Annotated in this window: 23 protein-coding genes; 8 read left to right on the top strand and 15 right to left on the bottom strand. The window is 61.4% G+C overall.

The genetic code is table 11. From position 1 onward, the window contains the following. Positions 1-53: 53 nt before the first annotated feature. Together AAIA72_RS13305 and AAIA72_RS13300 are read right to left on the bottom strand one after the other, a co-directional pair. Positions 54-1,232, bottom strand: coding sequence for an acyl-CoA desaturase (locus AAIA72_RS13305; protein WP_369600789.1), 1,179 nt, complete (start codon positions 1,230-1,232; stop codon positions 54-56). Between the two features lie 76 nt (positions 1,233-1,308). Continuing rightward, complete coding sequence (locus AAIA72_RS13300; RefSeq protein WP_369600788.1) at positions 1,309-3,282, bottom strand: hydantoinase/oxoprolinase family protein; 1,974 nt, start codon at positions 3,280-3,282, stop codon at positions 1,309-1,311. 189 nt (positions 3,283-3,471) lie between these two features. Here AAIA72_RS13300 and AAIA72_RS13295 point away from each other — a divergent pair, with 189 nt between their 5' ends. The 3 genes from AAIA72_RS13295 to AAIA72_RS13285 all read left to right on the top strand — a co-directional run bounded on the left by AAIA72_RS13295 (position 3,472) and on the right by AAIA72_RS13285 (position 6,008). Further along, positions 3,472-4,641, top strand: a complete 1,170-nt coding sequence (locus AAIA72_RS13295; protein WP_369600308.1) for an ISNCY family transposase — start codon at positions 3,472-3,474, stop codon at positions 4,639-4,641. A gap of 144 nt (positions 4,642-4,785) precedes the next feature. After that, positions 4,786-5,535 (top strand): bifunctional DNA-formamidopyrimidine glycosylase/DNA-(apurinic or apyrimidinic site) lyase, encoded by a 750-nt coding sequence (gene mutM / locus AAIA72_RS13290; protein ID WP_369603009.1) that lies wholly within the window; start codon positions 4,786-4,788, stop codon positions 5,533-5,535. A gap of 143 nt (positions 5,536-5,678) precedes the next feature. Further along, entirely contained in the window at positions 5,679-6,008 is a 330-nt protein-coding gene (locus AAIA72_RS13285) for a hypothetical protein (protein ID WP_369600787.1), read from the top strand. Here the strand turns inward: AAIA72_RS13285 and cysQ are convergent. Then, complete coding sequence (cysQ, locus tag AAIA72_RS13280) at positions 5,995-6,834, bottom strand: 3'(2'),5'-bisphosphate nucleotidase CysQ (protein ID WP_369600786.1); 840 nt, start codon at positions 6,832-6,834, stop codon at positions 5,995-5,997. The two genes, AAIA72_RS13285 and cysQ, sit on opposite strands and share 14 nt — an antisense overlap. Positions 6,835-6,896: 62 nt before the next feature. Here cysQ and yrfG point away from each other — a divergent pair, with 62 nt between their 5' ends. From yrfG to AAIA72_RS13260, 4 genes are all read left to right on the top strand, one after another. After that, positions 6,897-7,559, top strand: a complete 663-nt coding sequence (yrfG, locus tag AAIA72_RS13275) for a GMP/IMP nucleotidase (RefSeq protein WP_369600785.1) — start codon at positions 6,897-6,899, stop codon at positions 7,557-7,559. Further along, positions 7,556-7,960 (top strand): ribosome-associated heat shock protein Hsp15, encoded by a 405-nt coding sequence (gene hslR / locus AAIA72_RS13270; protein ID WP_369600784.1) that lies wholly within the window; start codon positions 7,556-7,558, stop codon positions 7,958-7,960. The genes yrfG and hslR overlap by 4 nt, the downstream gene beginning before the upstream one ends. A gap of 5 nt (positions 7,961-7,965) precedes the next feature. After that, entirely contained in the window at positions 7,966-8,814 is an 849-nt protein-coding gene (gene hslO, locus AAIA72_RS13265) for an Hsp33 family molecular chaperone HslO (RefSeq protein WP_369600783.1), read from the top strand. An 87-nt stretch (positions 8,815-8,901) separates the two neighbouring features. Then, the gene (locus AAIA72_RS13260) at positions 8,902-10,497 is read left to right on the top strand and encodes a phosphoenolpyruvate carboxykinase (RefSeq protein WP_369600782.1); all 1,596 of its coding nucleotides are present in this window, start codon (positions 8,902-8,904) and stop codon (positions 10,495-10,497) included. 109 nt (positions 10,498-10,606) lie between these two features. Here AAIA72_RS13260 and AAIA72_RS13255 read toward each other — a convergent pair whose 3' ends face one another. From AAIA72_RS13255 to AAIA72_RS13240, 4 genes are read right to left on the bottom strand one after another with little or no spacing between them, the layout of a single operon-like run. Continuing rightward, entirely contained in the window at positions 10,607-11,938 is a 1,332-nt protein-coding gene (locus AAIA72_RS13255; RefSeq protein ID WP_369600781.1) for a TRAP transporter large permease subunit, read from the bottom strand. Between the two features lie 17 nt (positions 11,939-11,955). Then, positions 11,956-12,765, bottom strand: a complete 810-nt coding sequence (locus AAIA72_RS13250) for a hypothetical protein (RefSeq protein ID WP_369600780.1) — start codon at positions 12,763-12,765, stop codon at positions 11,956-11,958. Between the two features lie 29 nt (positions 12,766-12,794). Continuing rightward, positions 12,795-13,814, bottom strand: a complete 1,020-nt coding sequence (locus tag AAIA72_RS13245) for a putative solute-binding protein (RefSeq protein WP_369600779.1) — start codon at positions 13,812-13,814, stop codon at positions 12,795-12,797. 29 nt (positions 13,815-13,843) lie between these two features. Next, positions 13,844-14,887 carry a hypothetical protein gene (locus AAIA72_RS13240; protein WP_369600778.1) on the bottom strand — a complete coding sequence of 348 codons (1,044 nt, stop codon included), beginning with the start codon at positions 14,885-14,887 and terminating at the stop codon, positions 13,844-13,846. A gap of 230 nt (positions 14,888-15,117) precedes the next feature. Between AAIA72_RS13240 and AAIA72_RS13235 the strand changes: the two genes are divergently transcribed. After that, a complete protein-coding gene (locus AAIA72_RS13235; RefSeq protein ID WP_369600777.1) occupies positions 15,118-15,399 on the top strand; it encodes an HU family DNA-binding protein in 282 nt (93 codons plus the stop codon). Here the strand turns inward: AAIA72_RS13235 and AAIA72_RS13230 are convergent, their stop codons facing one another. The 8 genes from AAIA72_RS13230 to AAIA72_RS13195 are packed head-to-tail and all read right to left on the bottom strand — an operon-like array spanning position 15,400 to position 20,229. Further along, positions 15,400-15,768, bottom strand: a complete 369-nt coding sequence (locus AAIA72_RS13230) for a ComEA family DNA-binding protein (RefSeq protein WP_369600776.1) — start codon at positions 15,766-15,768, stop codon at positions 15,400-15,402. 29 nt (positions 15,769-15,797) lie between these two features. Beyond that, the gene (locus AAIA72_RS13225; RefSeq protein ID WP_369600775.1) at positions 15,798-16,457 is read right to left on the bottom strand and encodes a MarC family protein; all 660 of its coding nucleotides are present in this window, start codon (positions 16,455-16,457) and stop codon (positions 15,798-15,800) included. Then, positions 16,454-17,383, bottom strand: a complete 930-nt coding sequence (locus AAIA72_RS13220) for a dihydroorotase (RefSeq protein WP_369600774.1) — start codon at positions 17,381-17,383, stop codon at positions 16,454-16,456. Before AAIA72_RS13220 ends, AAIA72_RS13225 begins: the two co-directional genes overlap by 4 nt. A 29-nt stretch (positions 17,384-17,412) precedes the next feature. Then, positions 17,413-17,733 carry a hypothetical protein gene (locus AAIA72_RS13215; RefSeq protein WP_369600773.1) on the bottom strand — a complete coding sequence of 107 codons (321 nt, stop codon included), beginning with the start codon at positions 17,731-17,733 and terminating at the stop codon, positions 17,413-17,415. Between the two features lies 1 nt (position 17,734). Continuing rightward, complete coding sequence (locus tag AAIA72_RS13210; RefSeq protein WP_369603008.1) at positions 17,735-18,730, bottom strand: aspartate carbamoyltransferase catalytic subunit; 996 nt, start codon at positions 18,728-18,730, stop codon at positions 17,735-17,737. A gap of 17 nt (positions 18,731-18,747) precedes the next feature. Continuing rightward, a complete protein-coding gene (gene pyrR, locus AAIA72_RS13205) occupies positions 18,748-19,254 on the bottom strand; it encodes a bifunctional pyr operon transcriptional regulator/uracil phosphoribosyltransferase PyrR (RefSeq protein WP_369600772.1) in 507 nt (168 codons plus the stop codon). Beyond that, on the bottom strand, positions 19,251-19,688 hold the full coding sequence (ruvX, locus tag AAIA72_RS13200; RefSeq protein WP_369600771.1) for a Holliday junction resolvase RuvX: 438 nt from the start codon (positions 19,686-19,688) through the stop codon (positions 19,251-19,253). Before ruvX ends, pyrR begins: the two co-directional genes overlap by 4 nt. Then, a complete protein-coding gene (locus tag AAIA72_RS13195; protein WP_369600770.1) occupies positions 19,681-20,229 on the bottom strand; it encodes a YqgE/AlgH family protein in 549 nt (182 codons plus the stop codon). Before AAIA72_RS13195 ends, ruvX begins: the two co-directional genes overlap by 8 nt. Positions 20,230-20,231: the final 2 nt, after the last annotated feature.

Here is a 20,231-nt window from a genome sequence, read left to right as displayed (position 1 = left end):
CTCCTTGTGATCGTTATTATTAACGGCACACTACCCCATGCCCCGAGTTCAGATCAAGCCGTCCGGGGTGAAAGCGTATACCCCTTCATCCACACGACAAACTCTTCCAGCGTTTCCACACCACTGGCCTCTGCCTGCTGGCACCAGGCATGCAAGGCCTCCAGCTTGGCCTTGTAACCCATCTTGCGGTTCATCCAGATATCCAGCAGCGCCTGACGGGCCTGCCAGAGGGTATCCAGTACACGGTCCGACTCCAGTACCGGTGCCACCAGCACGGGATCGGGCACCTCCCGGAAGCTCAGCAGCTGCTTTTTGAGGCGACGCAGCGGGGCACCCACATGCTCACTGGAGAGCTGCCTCAGGCGCTGCTTCACCATGGGCGCATAGACCTGCTTGCGGAAGCGGGCCAGAATCTCGTAGCGATGATTGTGAATGGCTGCCAGGGTATCCTCCGTCAGCTCCGTGCGTCCCGGTACATAGGTGGCGACGGGTGCGACAAACCGCGGACGGGCGAGCCCCAGCATCTGGAAGAGGCGGATCCACAGCCAGCCGATATCCACTTCCCAGCGCTTTACGGAAAGACGGGCCGAGTTGGGATAGGCATGGTGATTGTTGTGCAGTTCCTCACCGCCGATCCAGAGCCCCCAGGGAATCAGGTTGCGCGCATTGTCAGCGGTTTCGAAGTTGCGATACCCCACCCAGTGGCCCAGACCATTGATGATGCCCGCCGCATGGATGGGCACCCACAGCATCTGGACGGCCCAGAGCGTGATGCCGTAAACGCCGAACAGCAGCAAGTCGATACCCAGCAGCAGAACCACGCCCAGTGTGGGATAACGGCTATAGACGTTGCGTTCGATCCAGTCATCCGGCGTCCCCTTGCCATAGCGCTCCAGCGTTTCGGGCGTGGCTGCGGCCTTGTAAAGCTCGTAACCCCTGGACAGCACTGTCCAGATCCCCTTGGCCACCGGGCTGTGGGGATCTTCATCGGTTTCGCAGCGGGCATGGTGCTTGCGGTGAATGGCTGTCCACTCACGGGTGTTCTGGCCGGTGGTCAGCCACAGCCAGAACCGGAAGAAATGACTCAGCACCGGATGCAGCTCAAGAGCATTGTGGGCGCTGTGTCGATGCAGATAGAGGGTAATGCTGAGGATGGTGATCTGAACGGCGATCAGACCGGTGATTGCGACCTGCCAGGGACTCAGACCCAACAGACCTTCCAGAATAGACAAGGTGTTCTCCAGATTTCAGTGTTGCTTGAGTTTACAAGTGTACGCTGAAATCCGGAAAACGACCATGAATTTTTGGTTATCGGTCGCGCCGCAATTGCAGATGACCCAATGCGTGCCGCGCCAGTATCCACCCCGGTTTCAGCCACAGCGTACCCACTGCATCGGTCACGATGGCCGGCCCGGAGAGCGTCTGTCCCGGTGCCAGCGCCTGCCGCGGCCATACCGGAACCGGCCGTGCCTGACCATGAACCGTCTGAAATTGTGGTGTGCGCCCGGGCACCACGGTGACCGGCCAGGTCAGGGATGGCGAGGCCTCACGCACGGCCACCTCCATGCTGACACACTCGATGGGACGGTTCATCACAAACCCGTATGCGCTCTGATGCGCGTCCCGGAACCGCTCGGATACCGCCGACCAGTCATCGGCCGGTACAACCAGCGCATGCGTCTGACCCACATAGCGCAGGTGCAGCCTGACCCGGACTTCAGCCTCCGGATGCCCCAGCCTGCGGCGGCCGGTCTGAACCAGCGTCTCCCTCAGTTCCCGCATCCGGCTCCGGGTCTGCTCGTCCGGCGGCCAGGGCTGATTGACACTATGTGTCAGGACATATTCCCTGGGCGCGGCCAGCATCCCCAGCGCCGACAACACGCCGGCCATCTCCGGCACCACGGCACGCTGCATGCCCAGCGCCTCGGCCAGGTCACACACATGCAGTCCGCCTGCACCGCCAAAGCAGCACAGGGCATACGCGCGCGGGTCGTGTCCCCGATACAGCGAAATCACCCGCAGCGCCTGGGCCATGTGCTCCGTGGCAATGGCCAGCGCGCCGGCAGCCACTGTCTCCACGTCGGTCTGCATGGCGGCCGCGAGGGGAGCGAATGCCCTGCGTGCGGCATCCACGTCCACAGTCATGTGGCCGCCCAGTCGCGTGAAGGCAGGCAGCGTGCCCAGCACCACATGAGCATCCGTTATGGTCGGTTGCATGCCGCCGCGACCATAGCAGGCCGGTCCAGGCAGGGCGCCCGCCGATTCCGGCCCGACCTGAAGCATACCGCCCGCATCCAGCCAGATCAGGGAGCCGCCGCCCGCACCGATGGTATGCATGTCCACCATGGGTACCGCCACGGGCCAGTCGCGGATGCGCCCGTCCCGGGTCAGGGTGAGGCCTTCCTGCAGCATTGCCACATCCGTGGACGTGCCTCCCATGTCAAACGTCAACATGCCTGGCAGCGCAAGCTGCCGCTGCACGGCCTGCGCGGCGGCCAGCCCCCCGGCCGGTCCCGACAGCAGGAGATTGACTGCCCTGTCGGCCACCTGATCCACGTCGCCGACACCGGCACTGCTTTGCATGATGTCCACCCGGGAGGGCGCCACGGCGTCCCGCAGACGCTGCAGATAGCCGCGCACCACCGGGCCCAGCCAGGCATTCATCCAGGTGGCCATGCCCCGTTCGTATTCCTGTATTTCCGGCAGCACCTCATGGGAGGCACAGACAAACACATCAGGCAAGGCGCGTCGCAGTGCTTCGGCCAGCCTCTGCTCATGTTCCGGATTCTGCCAGCTGAACAAGAAACAGATGGCAACGGCCCGCACGCCCAGATCACGCACGGCGGCAATCACCGCCGCCACCTCGTCAGCCGACAGCGCAACCACCTCCTGCCCCCGGGCGTCCATGCGGGCGGCGACCCCGATGCAGTGGGAACGGGGGACGGGCGGCGCTTCGGCCGCCTGCCGGAAATCGTAAAGGGTTCGCCTGGCCTGACGACCGATGGTCAGTATGTCCTCGAATCCGGCATTGGTGACCCAGGCTACCGGCACCCCCTTGTTTTCCAGGGCCGCATTGGTCGCCACGGTGGAGCCATGCACCATATGGATGTGCCCGGCCTGCATGGCGGCCTCCAGCCCCAGTTCACGAATCCCCTGCAGAATGGCACGCTCGGGCGCTTCGGGAGTGGACAGCACCTTGTGCACACGAATGCCGTCGTCATCCAGTACCACAAAATCCGTAAAGGTGCCGCCGGTATCCACGCCCAGCCGTATGCGCCGCATTGGTTGTCTCCCGTTTTCAGATCCGGAGCAACAGGTTAAACTCACAGCCCCTGAAGGAAAAGCCCTCGCCACCATGCCTGTTGGGAGCAAATAAACTGTCCGGACTTGTAGCACGTGATTTGTCCGGTTTCATGATCACCAAGGAGGTGAGCCATGAGACGGACAGAACTGCTACAGGAGATCCGGAAAATGCGATTCGAAGAAGCCTATACGGGATGGACCGAGAAACGGCTGACCCAGGAAGAGGCGGCGCGGCTGCTGGGGGTCTGTGAGCGGACCTTCCGGCGCTATATCGACCGCTACGAGGAGGAGGGCCTCGACGGCCTGATCGACAAGCGCCTGAGTCAGGTTTCCCACCGCAAGGCCCCGGTGGATGAGGTTCTACGCCTCGAGGCGCTCTACAAGGAGCGCTACGACGGCTGGAACATCAAACACTTCTACAGCTTCTACCGCGACCGTCACGGCGGCACACGCAGCTATACCTGGGTACGGAACACCTTGCAGAAGGCAGGCCTGGTCAAGAAGGCACCGGCTCGGGGTAAGCATCGTCGACGCCGCGAGCGGGCGCCCATGGTCGGCATGATGCTCCACCAGGATGGCTCCACCCACGAATGGGTTCCCGGCCACCACTGGGATCTGATCATCACCTTCGATGACGCCACCTCTGAGCACTACTCCATGTTCTTCGTCGAGGAGGAAGGCACGGCTTCGAGCTTCCAGGCCATGCGAGAGGTCATCACCGATCACGGCCTTCCCTCGAGCCTCTATACCGACCGGGGCAGTCACTACTGGCACACCCCCAAGGCCGGCGGCAAGGTCGACAAGTCCAACCTCACCCAGTTCGGCAGGGCCATGGCCCAGCTCGGGGTCGAGATGATCCCCGCCTATTCCCCCGAGGCCCGGGGCCGCTGTGAGCGCCAGTTCGCCACCCATCAGGGACGCCTGCCCAAGGAACTTGCAGCCCAGGGCATTACCACCATGGCGGCGGCCAACCGCTACCTTCGGGAGCACTACCTGCCGGCCTTCAACCGGGAGTTCTGCGTCAAACCCGCCGTCGAGGGCAGCGCCTTCGTGCCTTTCATCGGCCCTGGACTGGACGACATCCTGTGTGAGCAGTACGAACGCACCGTGAACAAGGACAACTGCGTCTCGTTCGAGGGACTCAAGCTGCAGATCCCTGCCGACCGCTATCGGCGCCATTACGTCAAGGCCAAGGTTCGGGTACACCGTTATCCTGATCGCTCCCTGGCGATCTTCCACGGCCCCAGAAGACTGGCCAGTTACACCCCAGAAGGCCTGCCCTTCGACCCCCTCGAACCTATTGATCAGGCACCGGCCAACGTCCGCTGCCAAGTCTGATCATCAGTGGACCCAAAGCGGACAGTTTATGTGCTACAAAACCGGACAGTTCTATTTGTTGCTAACAGCCCTCGCCACCATGCCTGAACTGCCCGAAGTTGAAACCACCCGTGCCGGCATCTCCCCCATGTTGCCGGACAGGTCCTGACGGACGTCCGGATCCGCAACCCGCGCCTGCGACATGCTCCGGATCCTGCGGCGCTGGACGCCCTGCGTGGAAGCCGGCTGCAAACTGTCGGGCGCCGGGCCAAGTACCTGTTGCTGGACTTCGGCCCGGACACGCTCATCGTACATCTGGGCATGTCGGGATCACTGCGCATTCAGACCCGGACGCCGGATCTCCGCCCCCATGATCATGTCATCCTGTCTTTCGGCACGACGCATCTGGTCTATCACGATCCGCGCCGTTTTGGCGGTTTTGTCCTGACCCGGTCCGAGACGTTGCCGGCACATCCCCTGCTGGCCCATCTGGGCCCCGAACCCCTGTCGACGGCATTTTCGGGCGAGCACCTGTACCGGCTGTCACGCAACCGGCGGCAGCCGGTCAAGAACTTCATCATGGATCAGCGCGTGGTGGTCGGTGTGGGCAACATTTACGCCACCGAGGCACTGTTTCGCGCCGGCATCCGTCCGGACCGGGCCGCAGGCCGCATCAGTGCCGCCCGCTACGACCGCCTCGCCGAAGTCATCAGGACCGTGCTGCATGAAGCACTGGCACAGGGCGGTACCACCCTGAGGGATTTCGTGCAGAGCGACGGCAAGCCGGGTTACTTTGCCCAGACACTTCAGGCCTACGGGCGTGAAGGGGAGCCCTGCATCACCTGCGGCCATGTGCTCAGACTTGTCCGGCTGGGGGGCAGGGCCTCCGTCTTTTGCCCCGCCTGCCAGCGCTGAGGGGGACGAACGCACCTCAAAAGTTTGAAGGCGGTCAAAGTGTTACAGAAAGAAACCCGAAAGGGATTGCAGAAAAATAGCATTCGGTCGCGAACCTGTTATAGTTAGATTCAGACGTCATGGAGCACTTTGGGAGACTACACATGATCAAGCGTTCCCTCCGCCGAATCCTTCCCCTGATGGCCGCACTGGTTCTGGTGCTGCCGACAACCGGCTATTCGGAAGTCCTGGAGGAAAAACCTTCTGCCCTGGCCATGCTGGGTGACGCCGTCTTTGCACGGCCCGTTCTGCTGGCAACCACAGTCGCCGGTGCGGCCGTCTACGTGGTATCACTGCCTTTCTCACTGGCCGGCGGCAATGCGAAGGAAGCTGCGGACACCTTGGTGACCGGCCCCGCAAAGGCCACTTTCGTGCGCTGCCTGGGTTGCACCAAGGTCGGCCGCAAGAAGGAAGTCATTTTCACGGGTGAGTAAACAGCCCGTCCAGCCAGACTGACCAAAGATCCGGCCTGCCTCCCGTACAGATAAAGTGCGGGTTGAGCAGGCTGTCTTTCGTATTGTAGCGCAGCGGCTCCCCCTGCAGATCCGTGACCCGGCCGCCCGCGGCTTCCAGCACGGCCTGCGCCGCTGCCGTATCCCATTCACTCGTGGGTGCCAGCCGGGGATAGACATCGGCCCGACCTTCGGCAATGCGGCACAACTTGAGCGAGCTGCCGGCGCTGACCTTTTCCACGGACTGCCCGCGGGACTGAAGGCGCTCCAGCAAGTCATCCACCGCATCCACGCCACTGCGCCGGCTGGCCAGCAGCCGGATCGGTGATGCAGGCGGCGAGACCCTGATTTGCGCCCGCTTTCCTTCCTGCAGACGCCAAGCAACGGGCGAACCCAGGTTGACTCCGGTATAGAGCGTGCCGTCCAGCGGTACCCCCACTACTCCCAGAACCGGCCGGTGGTCATGAATCAGCGCCACGTTGACGGTGAATTCGCCGGTGCGCCCCACAAACTCCTTCGTGCCATCCAGGGGATCGACCAGCCAGTAGGTGGTCCACTGACGGCGCTCCGGCCAGGGCACCGACTCGGACTCTTCCGACAGCACCGGCCAGCCGGCGCCCAGCGCGGACAGCCCAGGGTCGAGAATCCGGTGCGCGGCAAGGTCCGCCTGCGTCAGCGGAGAGTCGTCCGCCTTTGTTTCCACCTGCCAGCGGGATTCGTCACTGTAGATGGGAAGGATGGCACGACCGGCCTGCTGCACCAGCGCTTCCACCTCACCCACCAGACTGCTGATCTGTTCCGGGTTCACCTGACTTGAGCCTCCACGTACACTTTGCCATCATGCAGGTTTTCTCTCGGGCCAACACGCGCATGACAGACTGGAATCATATTGATACCGTCCTGCTGGACATGGACGGTACTCTACTGGATCTTTACTTTGATAACCACTTCTGGCTCAGCCACCTGCCGCGACGCTACGCGGAGCTCAGGGCCATACCGGAAGAAGAGGCCCGCAACCGGCTCAAGGCAGCCTACACCCGCGAGGCGGGCACACTCAACTGGTACTGTGTGGACTACTGGACTCGCGAGCTCGGGCTGGACATCCTCAGCCTGAAGATGGAAGTGAGCCACCTGATCCGCTACCGGGAAGATGCCCGTCATTTTCTCGAAAAGCTGCACGAGATGGGCAAACGTGTGGTCCTCGCCACCAATGCCCACGGCAAGGTGGTGAGACTCAAGCTGCAGCGCACGGGTCTGGACAAATGGGTGGATCGCATTGTCGTGTCCCACGATCTGGGCGCTCCCAAGGAAGATCAGGCGTTCTGGCACGCCCTGCACAAGATTGAGCCTTTCAACCCGGAACGCACGCTTTTTGTTGACGACAGCCTGCCCGTGCTGCACGCCGCCCACAGGTACGGCATCAGGCATCTGATTCACGTTCGCACGCCGGACAGCCGACAGGCCCCTCAGCCACCCGGGCCATTTAATGGTATCCTGTCGTTCAGCGAAATCCTGCCCGCGGAGAATCCATGAGCACGACACAACCGGAACGCGTCCGGCTGGACAAGTGGCTTTGGGCCGCCCGTTTCTTCAAGACACGGACACTGGCCAAGGAAGCCATCGAAGGCGGCAAGGTGCACTGCAACGGCCAGCGCGCCAAGCCCGGCCGCTCCATTGAACCCGGCACCGAGCTGACCATTCGCCGGGGCTGGGAAGAATGGACGGTTATCGTGCTGGCGCTGTCCGAAAAGCGCCTGAGCGCACCACTGGCCCAGGCCCTTTACGAAGAAACCGAAGCCAGCAAGGAAAAGCGGGCCCGCATGGCCATTGAACGCAAGGCGATGCTGTTGTCCCAGCATCCCCCCGCACGCCGCCCCAACAAGCGGGAAAGGCGTCACCTTCAGGCACTGAAACATTCTCAGAATCCGGAGTGATCCTCATGTCCGACCTGCTCTATCGCTTTACCTTCGACCACGCCAATGTGCGCGGCGCCATCGTCCAGCTGGACAGAACCTACGCCGAAGCCCTGCAACGTCACAAGGGCGACACCCTCACCGGGGAGCTGCTGGGTCAGGCGCTCTGCGCCACACTGCTCATGAGTACGCACCTCAAGATTCAGGGCGCCCTCGCGCTTCAGGCAGTGGGCAACGGTGCGCTGCGGTTGCTGATGGCCGAAGCCACCGATCAGCACAGCGTCCGCGGACTGGTCCGCCTTGCCGGCAATCCGGAAAGCAGCGATCTTCGCCAACTGCTGGGCCAGGAGCGCCGCATGGCCGTGACGATCACACCACGCGAAGGCCAGCGCTACCAGGGCGTGGTGCCTCTGGAAAACGCCACGCTCTCTGCCTGTCTGGAAGAATACTTTCTGCAGTCCGAACAGTTGCCCACGCGCTTCTGGCTTGCCGCAGACGACCAGCGCGCCGCAGGCTTGCTGTTGCAGGTTCTCCCGGCAGATACCGGGCAGGATGAAAATGACTGGGTTCACCTGACCACACTGGCCGACTCCATCACGGAGGACGAGCTCCTTCATCTGCCGTCTCAGGAAGTTCTGTACCGGCTGTTTCATGACGAGTCAGCCCGCATCTTTGATCCGGTTCCCGTGCACTATGCCTGTACCTGCTCTGAGCAGAGAACTCTCGAGGCGATCCGCGAGCTGGGTCGCGACGAGGCCATGCAGATTCTGGACGAGCGGGGACATATTGAAGTTCAGTGCCAGTTCTGCAACCAGACCTACCGTTTCGACCGCCCAAGAATCGAGCAATTGTTTGCCGATCCCACGCTGCACTGAGAGGTGTTTTCTGGCATAATGGCGCCGCGATTCCCAGCGCCGGCGTCCGCAATCCACAAAAAGACCAGCTGACAGAATGGCAGGGCGATGTCCGGACAGACGATTTGGGGAGCACTTTCCGTTGCAAGACATCACTATGAGGGCGAGGTCGACGTGAGCACGACATTTACTGATTTGACATCTGCCGAGCTGATCGAGCAGGCCATTCAACGCAATGAGGGCAAACTGGCTTCCAACGGCGCCTTTGTTGCCGAAACCGGCGTCCGCACGGGCCGGTCTCCGATGGACCGTTTTATCGTTCAGGAGCCCAGCACCATGGACGAGATTGACTGGGGCAACATCAACCGCCCGGTCAAACCCGAAATCTTTGATGCCCTGTGGGACCGTGTTGAGGCCTACATCGCCGAACGTGACCGCTTTGTCTCGCACCTGCACGTCGGCGCCGATCCCGAGCACTACCTGCCTGTTCAGGTCACCACCGAAACGGCCTGGCACAATCTGTTTGCACGCAACCTGTTCATCCGTCCGGAGCGCTACAATCCTTCCGGCAAGGAAGTCTGGCAGGTTCTCAACGCACCGGGATTCGTCTGCGATCCGGCACGTGACGGCACCAACAGTGACGGCACGGTCATGATCAACTTTGCCCAGCGCAAGGTACTGCTCGCCGGCATGCGCTACGCCGGAGAGATGAAGAAGTCCATGTTCTCCGTGCAGAACTTCCTGCTGCCCGAAAAGGACGTACTGCCCATGCACTGCTCCGCCAACGTGGGCGAAGACGGGCAGACCACATTGTTCTTCGGACTTTCCGGCACAGGAAAAACCACGCTCTCCGCCGATCCGACCCGCTATCTGATTGGTGACGACGAGCACGGCTGGGGTCCCGGCACTGTATTCAACATTGAGGGCGGCTGCTACGCCAAGTGCATCAACCTCAGCAAGGAAAACGAGCCGGTGATCTGGAACGCCATCAAGTTCGGCGCCGTGCTGGAAAACGTCGTGCTGGATGAAACCCGCACGCCGGATTACTCCGACACCTCCCTGACCGAGAACACGCGTGCCGCCTATCCGCTTGAGCACATTGAAAAACGCGTCGTCGAGAACCGTGCCGGCGAACCGTCCGCCATCATCTTCCTGACCTGTGACATGACCGGCGTCCTGCCGCCCGTGTCCATCCTGTCCCGTGAAGCGGCTGCCTATCACTTCCTCAGCGGCTATACGGCCCTGGTCGGCTCCACCGAGATGGGCTCTTCCGCAAAGCTCAAGTCCACCTTCTCCACCTGTTTTGGTGCGCCCTTCTTTCCGCGCCCCGCAGGGGTATATGCCGAACTGCTGATGAAGCGGATGGACGCTTTCGGCAGCAAGGTCTATCTGGTAAATACCGGCTGGACGGGTGGTCCCTATGGCGTGGGCAAGCGGTTCGACATCCCCACCACGCGCGCAGTCATCGCCGCGATCCAGAATGGCGATCTGGCCGGCGTGGAAACGGTTCATCTGGACAAGCTCAATCTGGACATTCCGGTAGCCGTGCCGGGGGTGGACAGCAAACTGCTCAACCCGCGCGATACCTGGGAAGACAAGGCCGCCTATGATGCCAAGGCCGAAGAGCTGATTCGTCAGTTTACCGAAAACTTCAGGAAGTTTGACGTCTCCGAAGCCATCGTGAAGGCGGGACCCCAGCTTTGATGCGCTGAGTCCCGCCCGAAGTGGAAAACGCCCGGCCTTGAGCCGGGCGTTTTGTTATGGGATTCCCGCAGATCTGCCCACGTCTTGTCACGCGGGCAGCGTTACCGGATCAACCGTGCGCCGGAGACAACGCACTCACGAGCGTGCGCATGCCTTCCTGATACCAGGACAATTGCTCGGGTGAGCCCTGACCGCTGCCCATCAGATCCTGAACCAGCAGCGGGACAAAGGCGACCAGGATGAGTGCTATCCCCATCACGATCAGCGGCATCAGAATACGCTCGTGGCGTTGGTAGAAGGTACTGCCCTCGGCATCCGCAGCAGACACCTCGCTTTCACCAATCACCTGCCGTGTCAGCAGGTGGTTGAGTGCCACCGGCGGACTGAGATATCCCAGCTCGAAGGCAACCAGCGTCACCATCCAGAAATGAATCGGGTCAATGCCATTGTCATAGGCAATCTTCGCAATGGTAGCGCTGACCAGAATCACCGCACCATAAGGATCCATGATCATGCCAATGATGACCAGAATGACGACCAGCAGCAGCATCACGGTCCAGGTACTGGCAAAGGTCTGCGGGAAGGATTCCATGATCCCGGAGCGCTCGATCACACCACCGATACTGACCGACAAGCCCATGAGGAACAGCAGTGCACCGATATGTACGGTGGTTTCACTGGTGGCAACCCGTACCGCCTTTTCCAGTCCCTCATGATGAAACTCACCCCCGACCGAACTGCGGGTATGACGCAAGGAAATGTGCTCATACACCAGAATGGCCAACATCATGACCGGGAGAATACGTGGCGCAGAGAATTCGCTCAGATGAACACCCAGCACCCAGCGGTAGAACAGCACCACAGCGGCAATCAGCACCACATAGGGTACCAGCGGACGCATCGCCTCGACCATCCTGGGGAAGGCCTCAGCGACCGGTGCCACCGTCAGTTTCGACTGACGGTTGAGGGTCAGTGATACGATGGCAAACAGCAGCATGGTAAGGAAGAATACCTTGTGGCCCCAGCCAAACAGCTGATCCGTGGTCACTTCACGGTTCAGGTAGGCAATGATGACCACCAGCAGACAGGGCCGCAGCACCACACCCAGCGAGCCCGACATGGCGGTAGCCGCCAGCGCAAGTTGCCTGCGCGCACCCGCCTGACGCAGCTCCGTATAAATCACCGAACCCGCCGCGATGACAAAGATCCCCGATGCTCCGGTATAGGCTGTCGGAATCGACGCCACGGCAATGATGGCCACTGCCAGCAATTCAGGCGGCATCTTCCAAGGTTCGAATACCCGGAACATGAGCTGGGCCAGACGCGTCTCCTTGAGCAGCATGCCGATCCAGACGTAGAGGCCCACATTGAGGAACATGTCGGACAGATCCATCATCTTGTCCAGATAGATCCCCACACCGGCCACATGCCCACCGAGCATGAAGTAGGTTCCTGAAATCAGGCACATGGTCGTGTACAGGGGCACGGACAGCAATGCATGATGCAGCGTGCCGCCAGGCTTGGCATCCGGGGAAGCCTGAAAATCTGAATCCCGCTGACCAGCGTGATGATGCCGAAGCCGATGATCCACAGGACATGGAGGAACTCCTTGTCCAGGGCAACATCATTGCCACCGGTGTGCGACAGATCCCTGAAGGCCCAGCTTGACACAAACAGCATGCTGTTGGCCACGAACTGCAATGTCGATGACAGTGTATGATCCAGCTGGGTTTCCATGGGGCGCATGGCAATGTGGTGCCGGGTGAAGGTGGCCGTGGCCGCACACACCAGCACCAGGAAAGCCAGAATGAAGCGCTGCGAGGTCAGACCAAAGGCGATGATGTTGGCGATGAACTGCTCCACAGCGCGATAGATACGAACACCTGGTGTAATCCTGTTTTTGGTGTCCTCATATTTGGCGAATTTTTCGCGGCAGGCATCCCGGGCGTTTTCCAGGCTTTTGCGAAGAATCTCCGGAGAAACCGGTTCTTCCTCGAACAGCCCCAGATCATCTTCACTGGCCTGCTGTTGTTCTGCCAGCAATGTCTTCAGCCGGGCTTCGATATCCGGATCGGGATCACAGGTGGGCGGCACCGGGTCGGTGCGCAGCTCATAGTATCCGTCCCAGATAAACTGCCCCAGCTGCAGCAGCTTGTTGTGGATATCGCTGCTGGTGCTGAAAACCACCACGCTGAACAGCAGCAGAAAGGCCGGGAGTGTGGAAACCCACTCCCGTGTCGTGCGATTGGCGTATTCCCGTTGAGCCATGCCTGCGTACTACCTGTTTCGCAAATGGATTATTCGAGAGCCTGGGTACACTCGGCAGCCGTCGGGTTGCTCTTGCAGCGCACCTTCCGCATCAGGCGCAATGCCTTGGCGTCATAGACCCCCTTGTCACGCAGCGCGATCCGGACTTCACGCAGGAGCTTGTCATAGCCAGCCACTTTCTCGGGATCCGGGTTAATCCACTCGCTGGGCTTGATCTCGGCTTCCGCCTTGCGAATGATGTCGTAGGCCTCTTCATAACGGCTTGCCGCATATTCACGCACTTTTTGCCCGTAGCCTTCCGGGAAGCGATCCGGACGGATGATGATCTGGAAGTTCATCTGGGCAATCTTGTAATTGAACACACCACCGTTGGGCTGGGTTCCCTTGTACAGTTCCAGCGGGGTGTACGCCACGGCCGGCGCATAGGCGATGTCCACACTGCCATTGTTGAACTTGCCCGCAAAGTTGGCCGAGCTGGCACCCACCACCGATGCGCCCACTTTCCGGACCATGGTCAGCGAGGCTTCGTCATAATCCAGGGTTGCCACCTTCTTGCCCTGCATCTCTTCCACGGTGTCAATGGAGCGGTCACGGGTAAACAGATAGATAGCGCCGGCCGGCAGGATACCTGCCACCTCATATTCGCCGCTGCGCATCAGCTTGGCGGCTTTCGGACTGGCCAGCGTATCCAGCACCATCTTCATCTGCTCGTCGGTCTTGATGGCCCCCATGGCCTCCAGTGTCCCTGTGAACTTGTTGAACTCACGGGCACGCGTACCGGTCAGCAGAACGGAGTCACACTGCCCGGCCTTGAAGTCCTCCGCAGCGATCTTTTCATCGGTGTAGGCCTTGAGTTCCAGTGCCACACCCCATTTGAGGGCCGCCGGCTTGGCCGACTTCATGACGTTGAACAGCGGGCCATTGGCACCAATCGGGTCAAAGATACAGAAGGAACGGGTGGGCAATTCTGCCTGGGCAGACGTGGCCGCAACGCCGGCCAGTACACAGGCAGCTGTCGTCTTGCGCAGCAGAGTTTTGATATGTGACATGATGATGCGTCCTCGTAATGGGTGATATCTCAAAGCAGGTCATCCAGATTGATGGTTTCCGCCGGGGCCGCTTTCTGATCATCCCAGAAGGTTCCGAATGCGCCGATCGGCGTCCGGTGGCCGGTCGCTTCCGTCCACATCTCATCCGAAAGCGCCATCAGAATCTGGGTGGCCAGTTCGTCCACGAAGCGGTATTGCGGCTTTGCCATGTGCTTTTGTTTTTCTTTGGCGTGCCGTCTGATTATGTCCTTCACCAGGTCCGTCTTGCCTTGCGAGTAGGCGGCGAGCGCCCAGAAAACGTGTGCCAGCCGAACGCGTGCACGTTCGCCTTTCTTTGCGGCATTCTCCAGTCTCAGCCAGGGGTCCTCTCCCTTGGGCGTCGCCCCGGGCAGCATGGCCCAGATCGTGGCCTTCAGGGCCATGGGCGCACCCCACCAGCGGTTGTCATCCAGACAGCTGGAGGCCCGTTCCGCCTTGGCCGCCACATTCTTGGGCACCCCGATGGCTGTCGTGGAAGCAATCTCGTTGTTCAGGGCCTGCAGGCCGGACAGCAGGCCCATCAGGTAAATCAGCTGATCAAATTCGTTGTCAAGCGCGGGGCACTCGCCACCCGGCTCGCCGAAGGCACTGACCAGATGCTTGTACGCAACGAAGTTCCGCTTCGCTGCCACCACATGCCAGCGTTTCTGGGCTGCCAGCGCATCCTCGGCTTCGTTGGCATCCTGCGCCTTGATGGCCCGCAGGTAGCGCAGGTTTTCTTCCCGGGCCCGCGCCTCGGCACAGATCCCCGCAGAGGAGTACACCATCACGCCCAGCTTGTCGGGCGCTGCCGTCACTTCACCAAAGGACATCAGCAGGGGGGTGAGGGAGCGCGACATGCCGCAGTTCATGTCCACATCATCGGTGGTCAGCATGTAGGGCACCTGGACTTCTTCCGCGAACATGAACATCACGTCCCCGGTCGTCTTGTACATCATCTTGCGGACTTGTGCACATCCGGTGATGCCCAGCACCAGCATCACGACCAGCACATGACGCAGCCAGCGTACGGCTTGCCTTTGATCACCCCTCACGTTAGCCTCTCCTTTGTTCTTGTCGTGTCAGACGGTCAAACAGTCGTTTGATTTCATGGCTGGCATTATGACCAAAGCCGATCCATATTTGTGAGAAAAGCAACACAAAGCGAAACGAAAGTTGGCACAAATACACAAGAAAGTTCGCTTTGTTACATTGTCGGGCACACCCTTGCCGCCCGTGATGTGGCTCAAGCCCGCCTTAATACGCTGTTTTGAAAGGGGAAGACATGAAAAAACAGGAACTGGCCGAGGCCATTGCGGAAACAACCGGACTCAGTCGCAAGAAGGCTGCAGAGGTCGTAACCGCCCTGACGGACACCCTCACCTGGGCCCTGACATCCGGTCGTGACGTCCGATTGACCGGTTTCGGCCAGTTCCGGGTCGTCCAGCGACCGGCACGCCAGGGGCGCAACCCGCAAACGGGAGAACCCCTGAATGTTCCGGCCCATGGCAGCGTGACCTTTCGTCCCGGCAAGGCGCTGCGGGACGCGATCAATACCGGGGACTGATCAGACCTCGAGGCGATCGCGAAGGCTGTCGAGGAGTTCGGGGTTCATGCCTTCAACCCTGGCCAGGTCATCCACGGATGCCCAGGGCCGCCCGTCCACGATCCGTTTGGCCAGCACCCGGCCGATTCCCGGCAACCCGGTCAGTGCCGTCATGCTGGCCGTATTGACATTCAGACGCATGGGGCGCACTTCTGCCCGGGCTTCCGCCTGATTGCGCAGGGCTTCCAGCAGCTCGTCCACCCGCTTTTCCAGTGCCACCACTTCATACTGGAGGGCCGTCTGCTTGTCCAGCGCGTCCGAGGTGTTGCGCATGATGTTCCAGAGCAGCCAGATGATGGCAATACCCATGAGAAATCCGATAAACCCCATGTTCGACTCCTTTTTTGTTTTCTGTTCGCTCAGGACCCATTTTGCAGTGCGGTGCCCAGCTCCTGCAAGCGTGGCACCAGCCCGGCAAAGAAAAATTCGACGGCAATGACCATCATGATCAGCCCCATGATGCGCATCATCACCTTGTTGCCGCTCTCGCCAAGCCAGCGCAACAGGGTCGAGGCACCCACCAGTCCCACGTAGTTGATCCCGATCACCGTGACTGCGGCCGCCAGCAGACCGGCCTTCTGCACCGGGTTGGCGGCCTCGTGCGCCAGAATGACCACATTGGCCAGCGCGCCCGGCCCGCAAAGAATGGGGATGGCCAGCGGGGTAATCGCGATGTCCCGCGAATACTCCTGCCGCGCGCTCACCGACTCATTCTTGATGGACGACAGTCGTGCATTCAGCAGATCGTACCCGAGCATGAAGAAGATGATCCCGCCGACAATTTTCAGGCTGCTGATGCGGACCCCGAAAAAGTCGAAAATGAAATTCCCGGCGACAGCAAAGATCACCATGATGACCAGCGCCGTCAGTGATGCCCGCCCGGCCACGAAGCGCCGCTCCACGGGGGTCATGCCATGGGTCAGGGACAGATAGACCGGCGCGATGCCGAACGGGTTGATCATCACGAACAGGGAGGTGGCACAGAGCAGGATGAAGTTCCAGTCTGCAGACAGGCTCACGCCAGACCTCCGTCCTGCCAAATGCACGCACCGGCGCGCCAGGTCCGCACCACCTGCCCGGGCAGGGACCAGCCGGCCAGCGGGGTATTCTTGCCCGCCGAAACCAGCGTCTCTGCACTGACACGCCAGGGCGCATTGGGCTCGTACAACACCAGATCAGCTCGTGCGCCCTCACGGATACCTGACTCCAGCCCCAGCACTGACGCAGGCCCCGAAGTCACGGCCGCCAGTGCCTGCATCAGGGGGAGACACCCTTCCTGAACCAGTTGCATGAGCAGCGGGAGCACCAGCTCGGCCGCCGTGGCGCCGGGTTCGCACTCCGCGAAGGGCATGTGCCTGGCTGCCTCGTCATGGGGCTGATGCTGGGATACCACGGCCTGGATGATCCCGTCACGGACGGCCTGCCGCAGGGCATCCCGGTCCTCCGGCGTGCGCAGCGGCGGCTGAAAGCAGGCCTGACTGTTGAATCCCGTGATCGCCTCGTGATCCAGTATCAGGTGGTGCACCGCCACATCTGCGGTCACGGACAGTCCGCGCTGGCGTGCCTGGGCGACCAGTTCCACCGAGCGGGCACAGGTCAGCTGGGACAGGTTCAGGGTCGCCCCGGTGTCCTCGGCAAGCAGCAACAGGGACGATACCGCAATCGTTTCGGCAACTGCCGGAATGGTGGGCAGTCCCATCCGGCTTGCCACGGCACCTTCGTGAGCCACACCATCGGCGGCCAGCGCCGCATCCTGCGGCCCGATAAACACCCGGATCCCCCGGGACGCCGCATAGGCCAGACAGCGACGCAGGACACGCAGATCGCGAACAGGATGGCGGGCCTGGGTCAGGGCCACGCACCCGGCCTGGCAGAGTCCGTGCATTTCACTGAGCTGATCTCCGGCCAGCCCCTTGGTCAGGGCACCCAGGGGCAGTACCTCCACCGATTGCCGGGCCGCCGCCTTTTCCAATATCAGCCGGGTGATGGCTCCACTGTCATTGACCGGCCTGGTATCGGGGGGCAGGCAATCCGCGTGAAGCCGCCCCGTGCCGCGGCGCGCAATTCCGTCTCCAGCGTGCCCTTGTCTTCCTGACCCGGCTCGCGCAGATGGTGACACAGGTCCACCAGCCCCGGCAGCAGCCAGCGGCCACGTCCATCCACTTCTTCGCCCGAGGCAGGCAATCTGTCACCGGTTGCAACGATTCTGCCGTCCCGGACATGGACATCCATGACCCGGTCCAGATTGTGTGCAGGATCCAGCACCCGTGCACCGCGAATCACAAATTCAGTCATGTCAGACCTCCTCATCCGCTGTCAGCTCGGCGATCTGGCCACTCATGGCCATGGACATGACCGCCATGCGCACGGCGATGCCATTGGTGACCTGCGGCAGAATCACGGATTGGGGGCCATCGGCCACATCCGACGCAATCTCGACGCCCCGGTTGATGGGTCCCGGATGCATGACGATGGCATCCGGCCGGGCATGGCGCAGTTTGTCCCGGGTCAGGCCATAGAGCCGGAAGAACTCACGTTCACTGGGCAGCAGGGCACCATCCATCCGTTCCTTCTGGAGCCGCAGCATGATGATCACGTCCGCCCCTTCCAGCCCGGCTTCCATGTCCTCGAATGCTTCGACCCCCATTGACCCGATTTCCGGAGGCAACAACGTGGCCGGCGCAATCACGCGAACATTTGCCCCCAGCGTATTGAGCGCATGAATGTCACTGCGCGCCACCCGGGAGTGGAGGATGTCACCGACAATGCACACCGTCAGACCTTCGAATTTCTGCTTGTACTGGCGGATGGTCAGCATGTCCAGCATGCCCTGGGTCGGATGGGCGTGACGACCATCACCGGCATTGATCACCGACACGTGCGGGCACACCCGCGAGGCGATGAAATGCGGGGCACCGCTCTGGCCATGGCGCACAACAAACATGTCCACCTTCATGTATTCCAGGTTGCGTAGCATGTCGGAAAGGGTCTCACCCTTGGTGGTGGATGAGGTGCTGATGTTCAGGTTGAGCACGTCGGCAGAAAGACGCTGCGCCGCCAGCTCGAAGGTGGTTCGGGTGCGGGTGCTGGGCTCGAAGAAGAGGTTGGCAACGGTCTTGCCGCGCAGCAGGGGAACCTTGCGGATCTGCCGGCTCCCCACCTCGATGAAGGATTCGGCCGTATCCAGAATGCTGTTGAGCATCTCCCGGTTCAGGCCTTCCAGGGTCAGGAAATGGCGCAACTGTCCGAACCGGTTCAGTTGCACCCGGGTTACATCGTCGTGGGCCACCATCATGTCGTGTTGCCTTGTCAGGAGTTGAGGGTTCGCAGTTCCAGCGCCAGCGGGTCCGGCCCCGTCAGCTTGACGCGCTCGTGTTCGGCAAGCTGCAGGGTCACGCCCACCGCGTCCGGCTGTATGGGCAGTTCCCGCCGGCCCAGATCCACCAGGGTAGCCAGCCGGATACAGGCGGGACGTCCGTAGTCGAACAGTTCATTCATCGCTGCCCGGATGGTCCGGCCACTCATAATCACGTCATCCACCAGCAACACCGTCCGGTCATCCAGATTGTCGCTGAGGCGGGAGGGCCGAACGGTCGGGTTGAGTCCGTTGCGGGAAAAATCGTCACGATAAAAGGAAATATCCAGCTCGCCGGTTTCGATCTCCCAGCCCAGTGCCTCGCGCAGGGCATTGGCGACCCAGACACCACCGGTGCGGATGCCGACCAGAACCGGCGGCTGCGGCCAGTCGGCCACGAGATGACGGACGCGCTCCGTCAGGGTCTCCATGGCCAGCCTGAATTCCAGATTGTTTGTCACTCTGCCTCCTCTCGGGCCTGTCTGAACCAGCTTTCCAGAATCACCGCCGCCGCCATGGCATCCACCTTCAGGTGGCGCTGACCACGGGCGGGCGAACGTTGTTCGATATCATGCCGGACTTCCCGGGTGGTCAGGCGCTCGTCAACCCAGGAGACCGGCAGTCCGAAGCGACCATGCAGCCGCTTGCCGAACTTGCGTGCGTTGGGCGTAATGGAGGTATCCGTGCCGTCCATGTTCAGGGGCAGCCCCACCACCAGGCGAACCGGTTTCCATGTCTCCAGAATGCGCGCCACCTCATTCCAGTCGGGCTGTCCGTCACGGGCCGGCAGCACGACCAGCGGACTGGCCGTGCCGGTGACGTCCTGCCCCACGGCCACGCCCACCCGCTTCATCCCGAAATCGAAGGCGAGAACGGTTCCGAGGGGTTCAGCCATGTCCCGCCTGATCCGTCAGCATGCGATAGTCGATGCCCAGCTGCCCCATGAGGTAACCCAGCTTGCCATCCGGAGGCACGTTGAACAGCACTTCAGGGGTCGCCGGACAGGTCAGCCAGGCATTGCGGGCCAGCTCCTCCTCAAGCTGACCGGCTGTCCAGCCTGCATAACCCAGCGCCACCAGATGCTCGGCCGGCCCCCAGCCTTCCGCAATCGCCTCGAGAATGTCGCGCGAGGTGGTGATATGGATGCCGTCGGAGACCTCAACCGTGGATTTCCAGGGGCCGGGCTCCCGGTGCAGGACAAAGCCCCTCTCCAGCTGCACCGGACCACCAAAATACACCGGTTCGTCATGACGCAGCGGATGGATGTCCAGCTGGTCAAGAATCTCGCTCAGCTGCACATCCAGCACCCGGTTGACGATGACGCCCATGGCACCGTCTTCGTCGTGGTCACACAACAGGGTTACCGTCCCCTGAAAGTGAGGATCCTTCAGGTGCGGCATGGCAATGAGAAAGTGGTTTTTCAGCGAGTGGTTCATGC

This window comes from Thermohahella caldifontis (assembly GCF_041153465.1).
Lineage (GTDB): Bacteria > Pseudomonadota > Gammaproteobacteria > Pseudomonadales > Oleiphilaceae > Thermohahella > Thermohahella caldifontis.
Note: the sequence above shows the minus strand (reverse complement) of the source record. Positions and strands in the feature narration are given on the sequence as shown.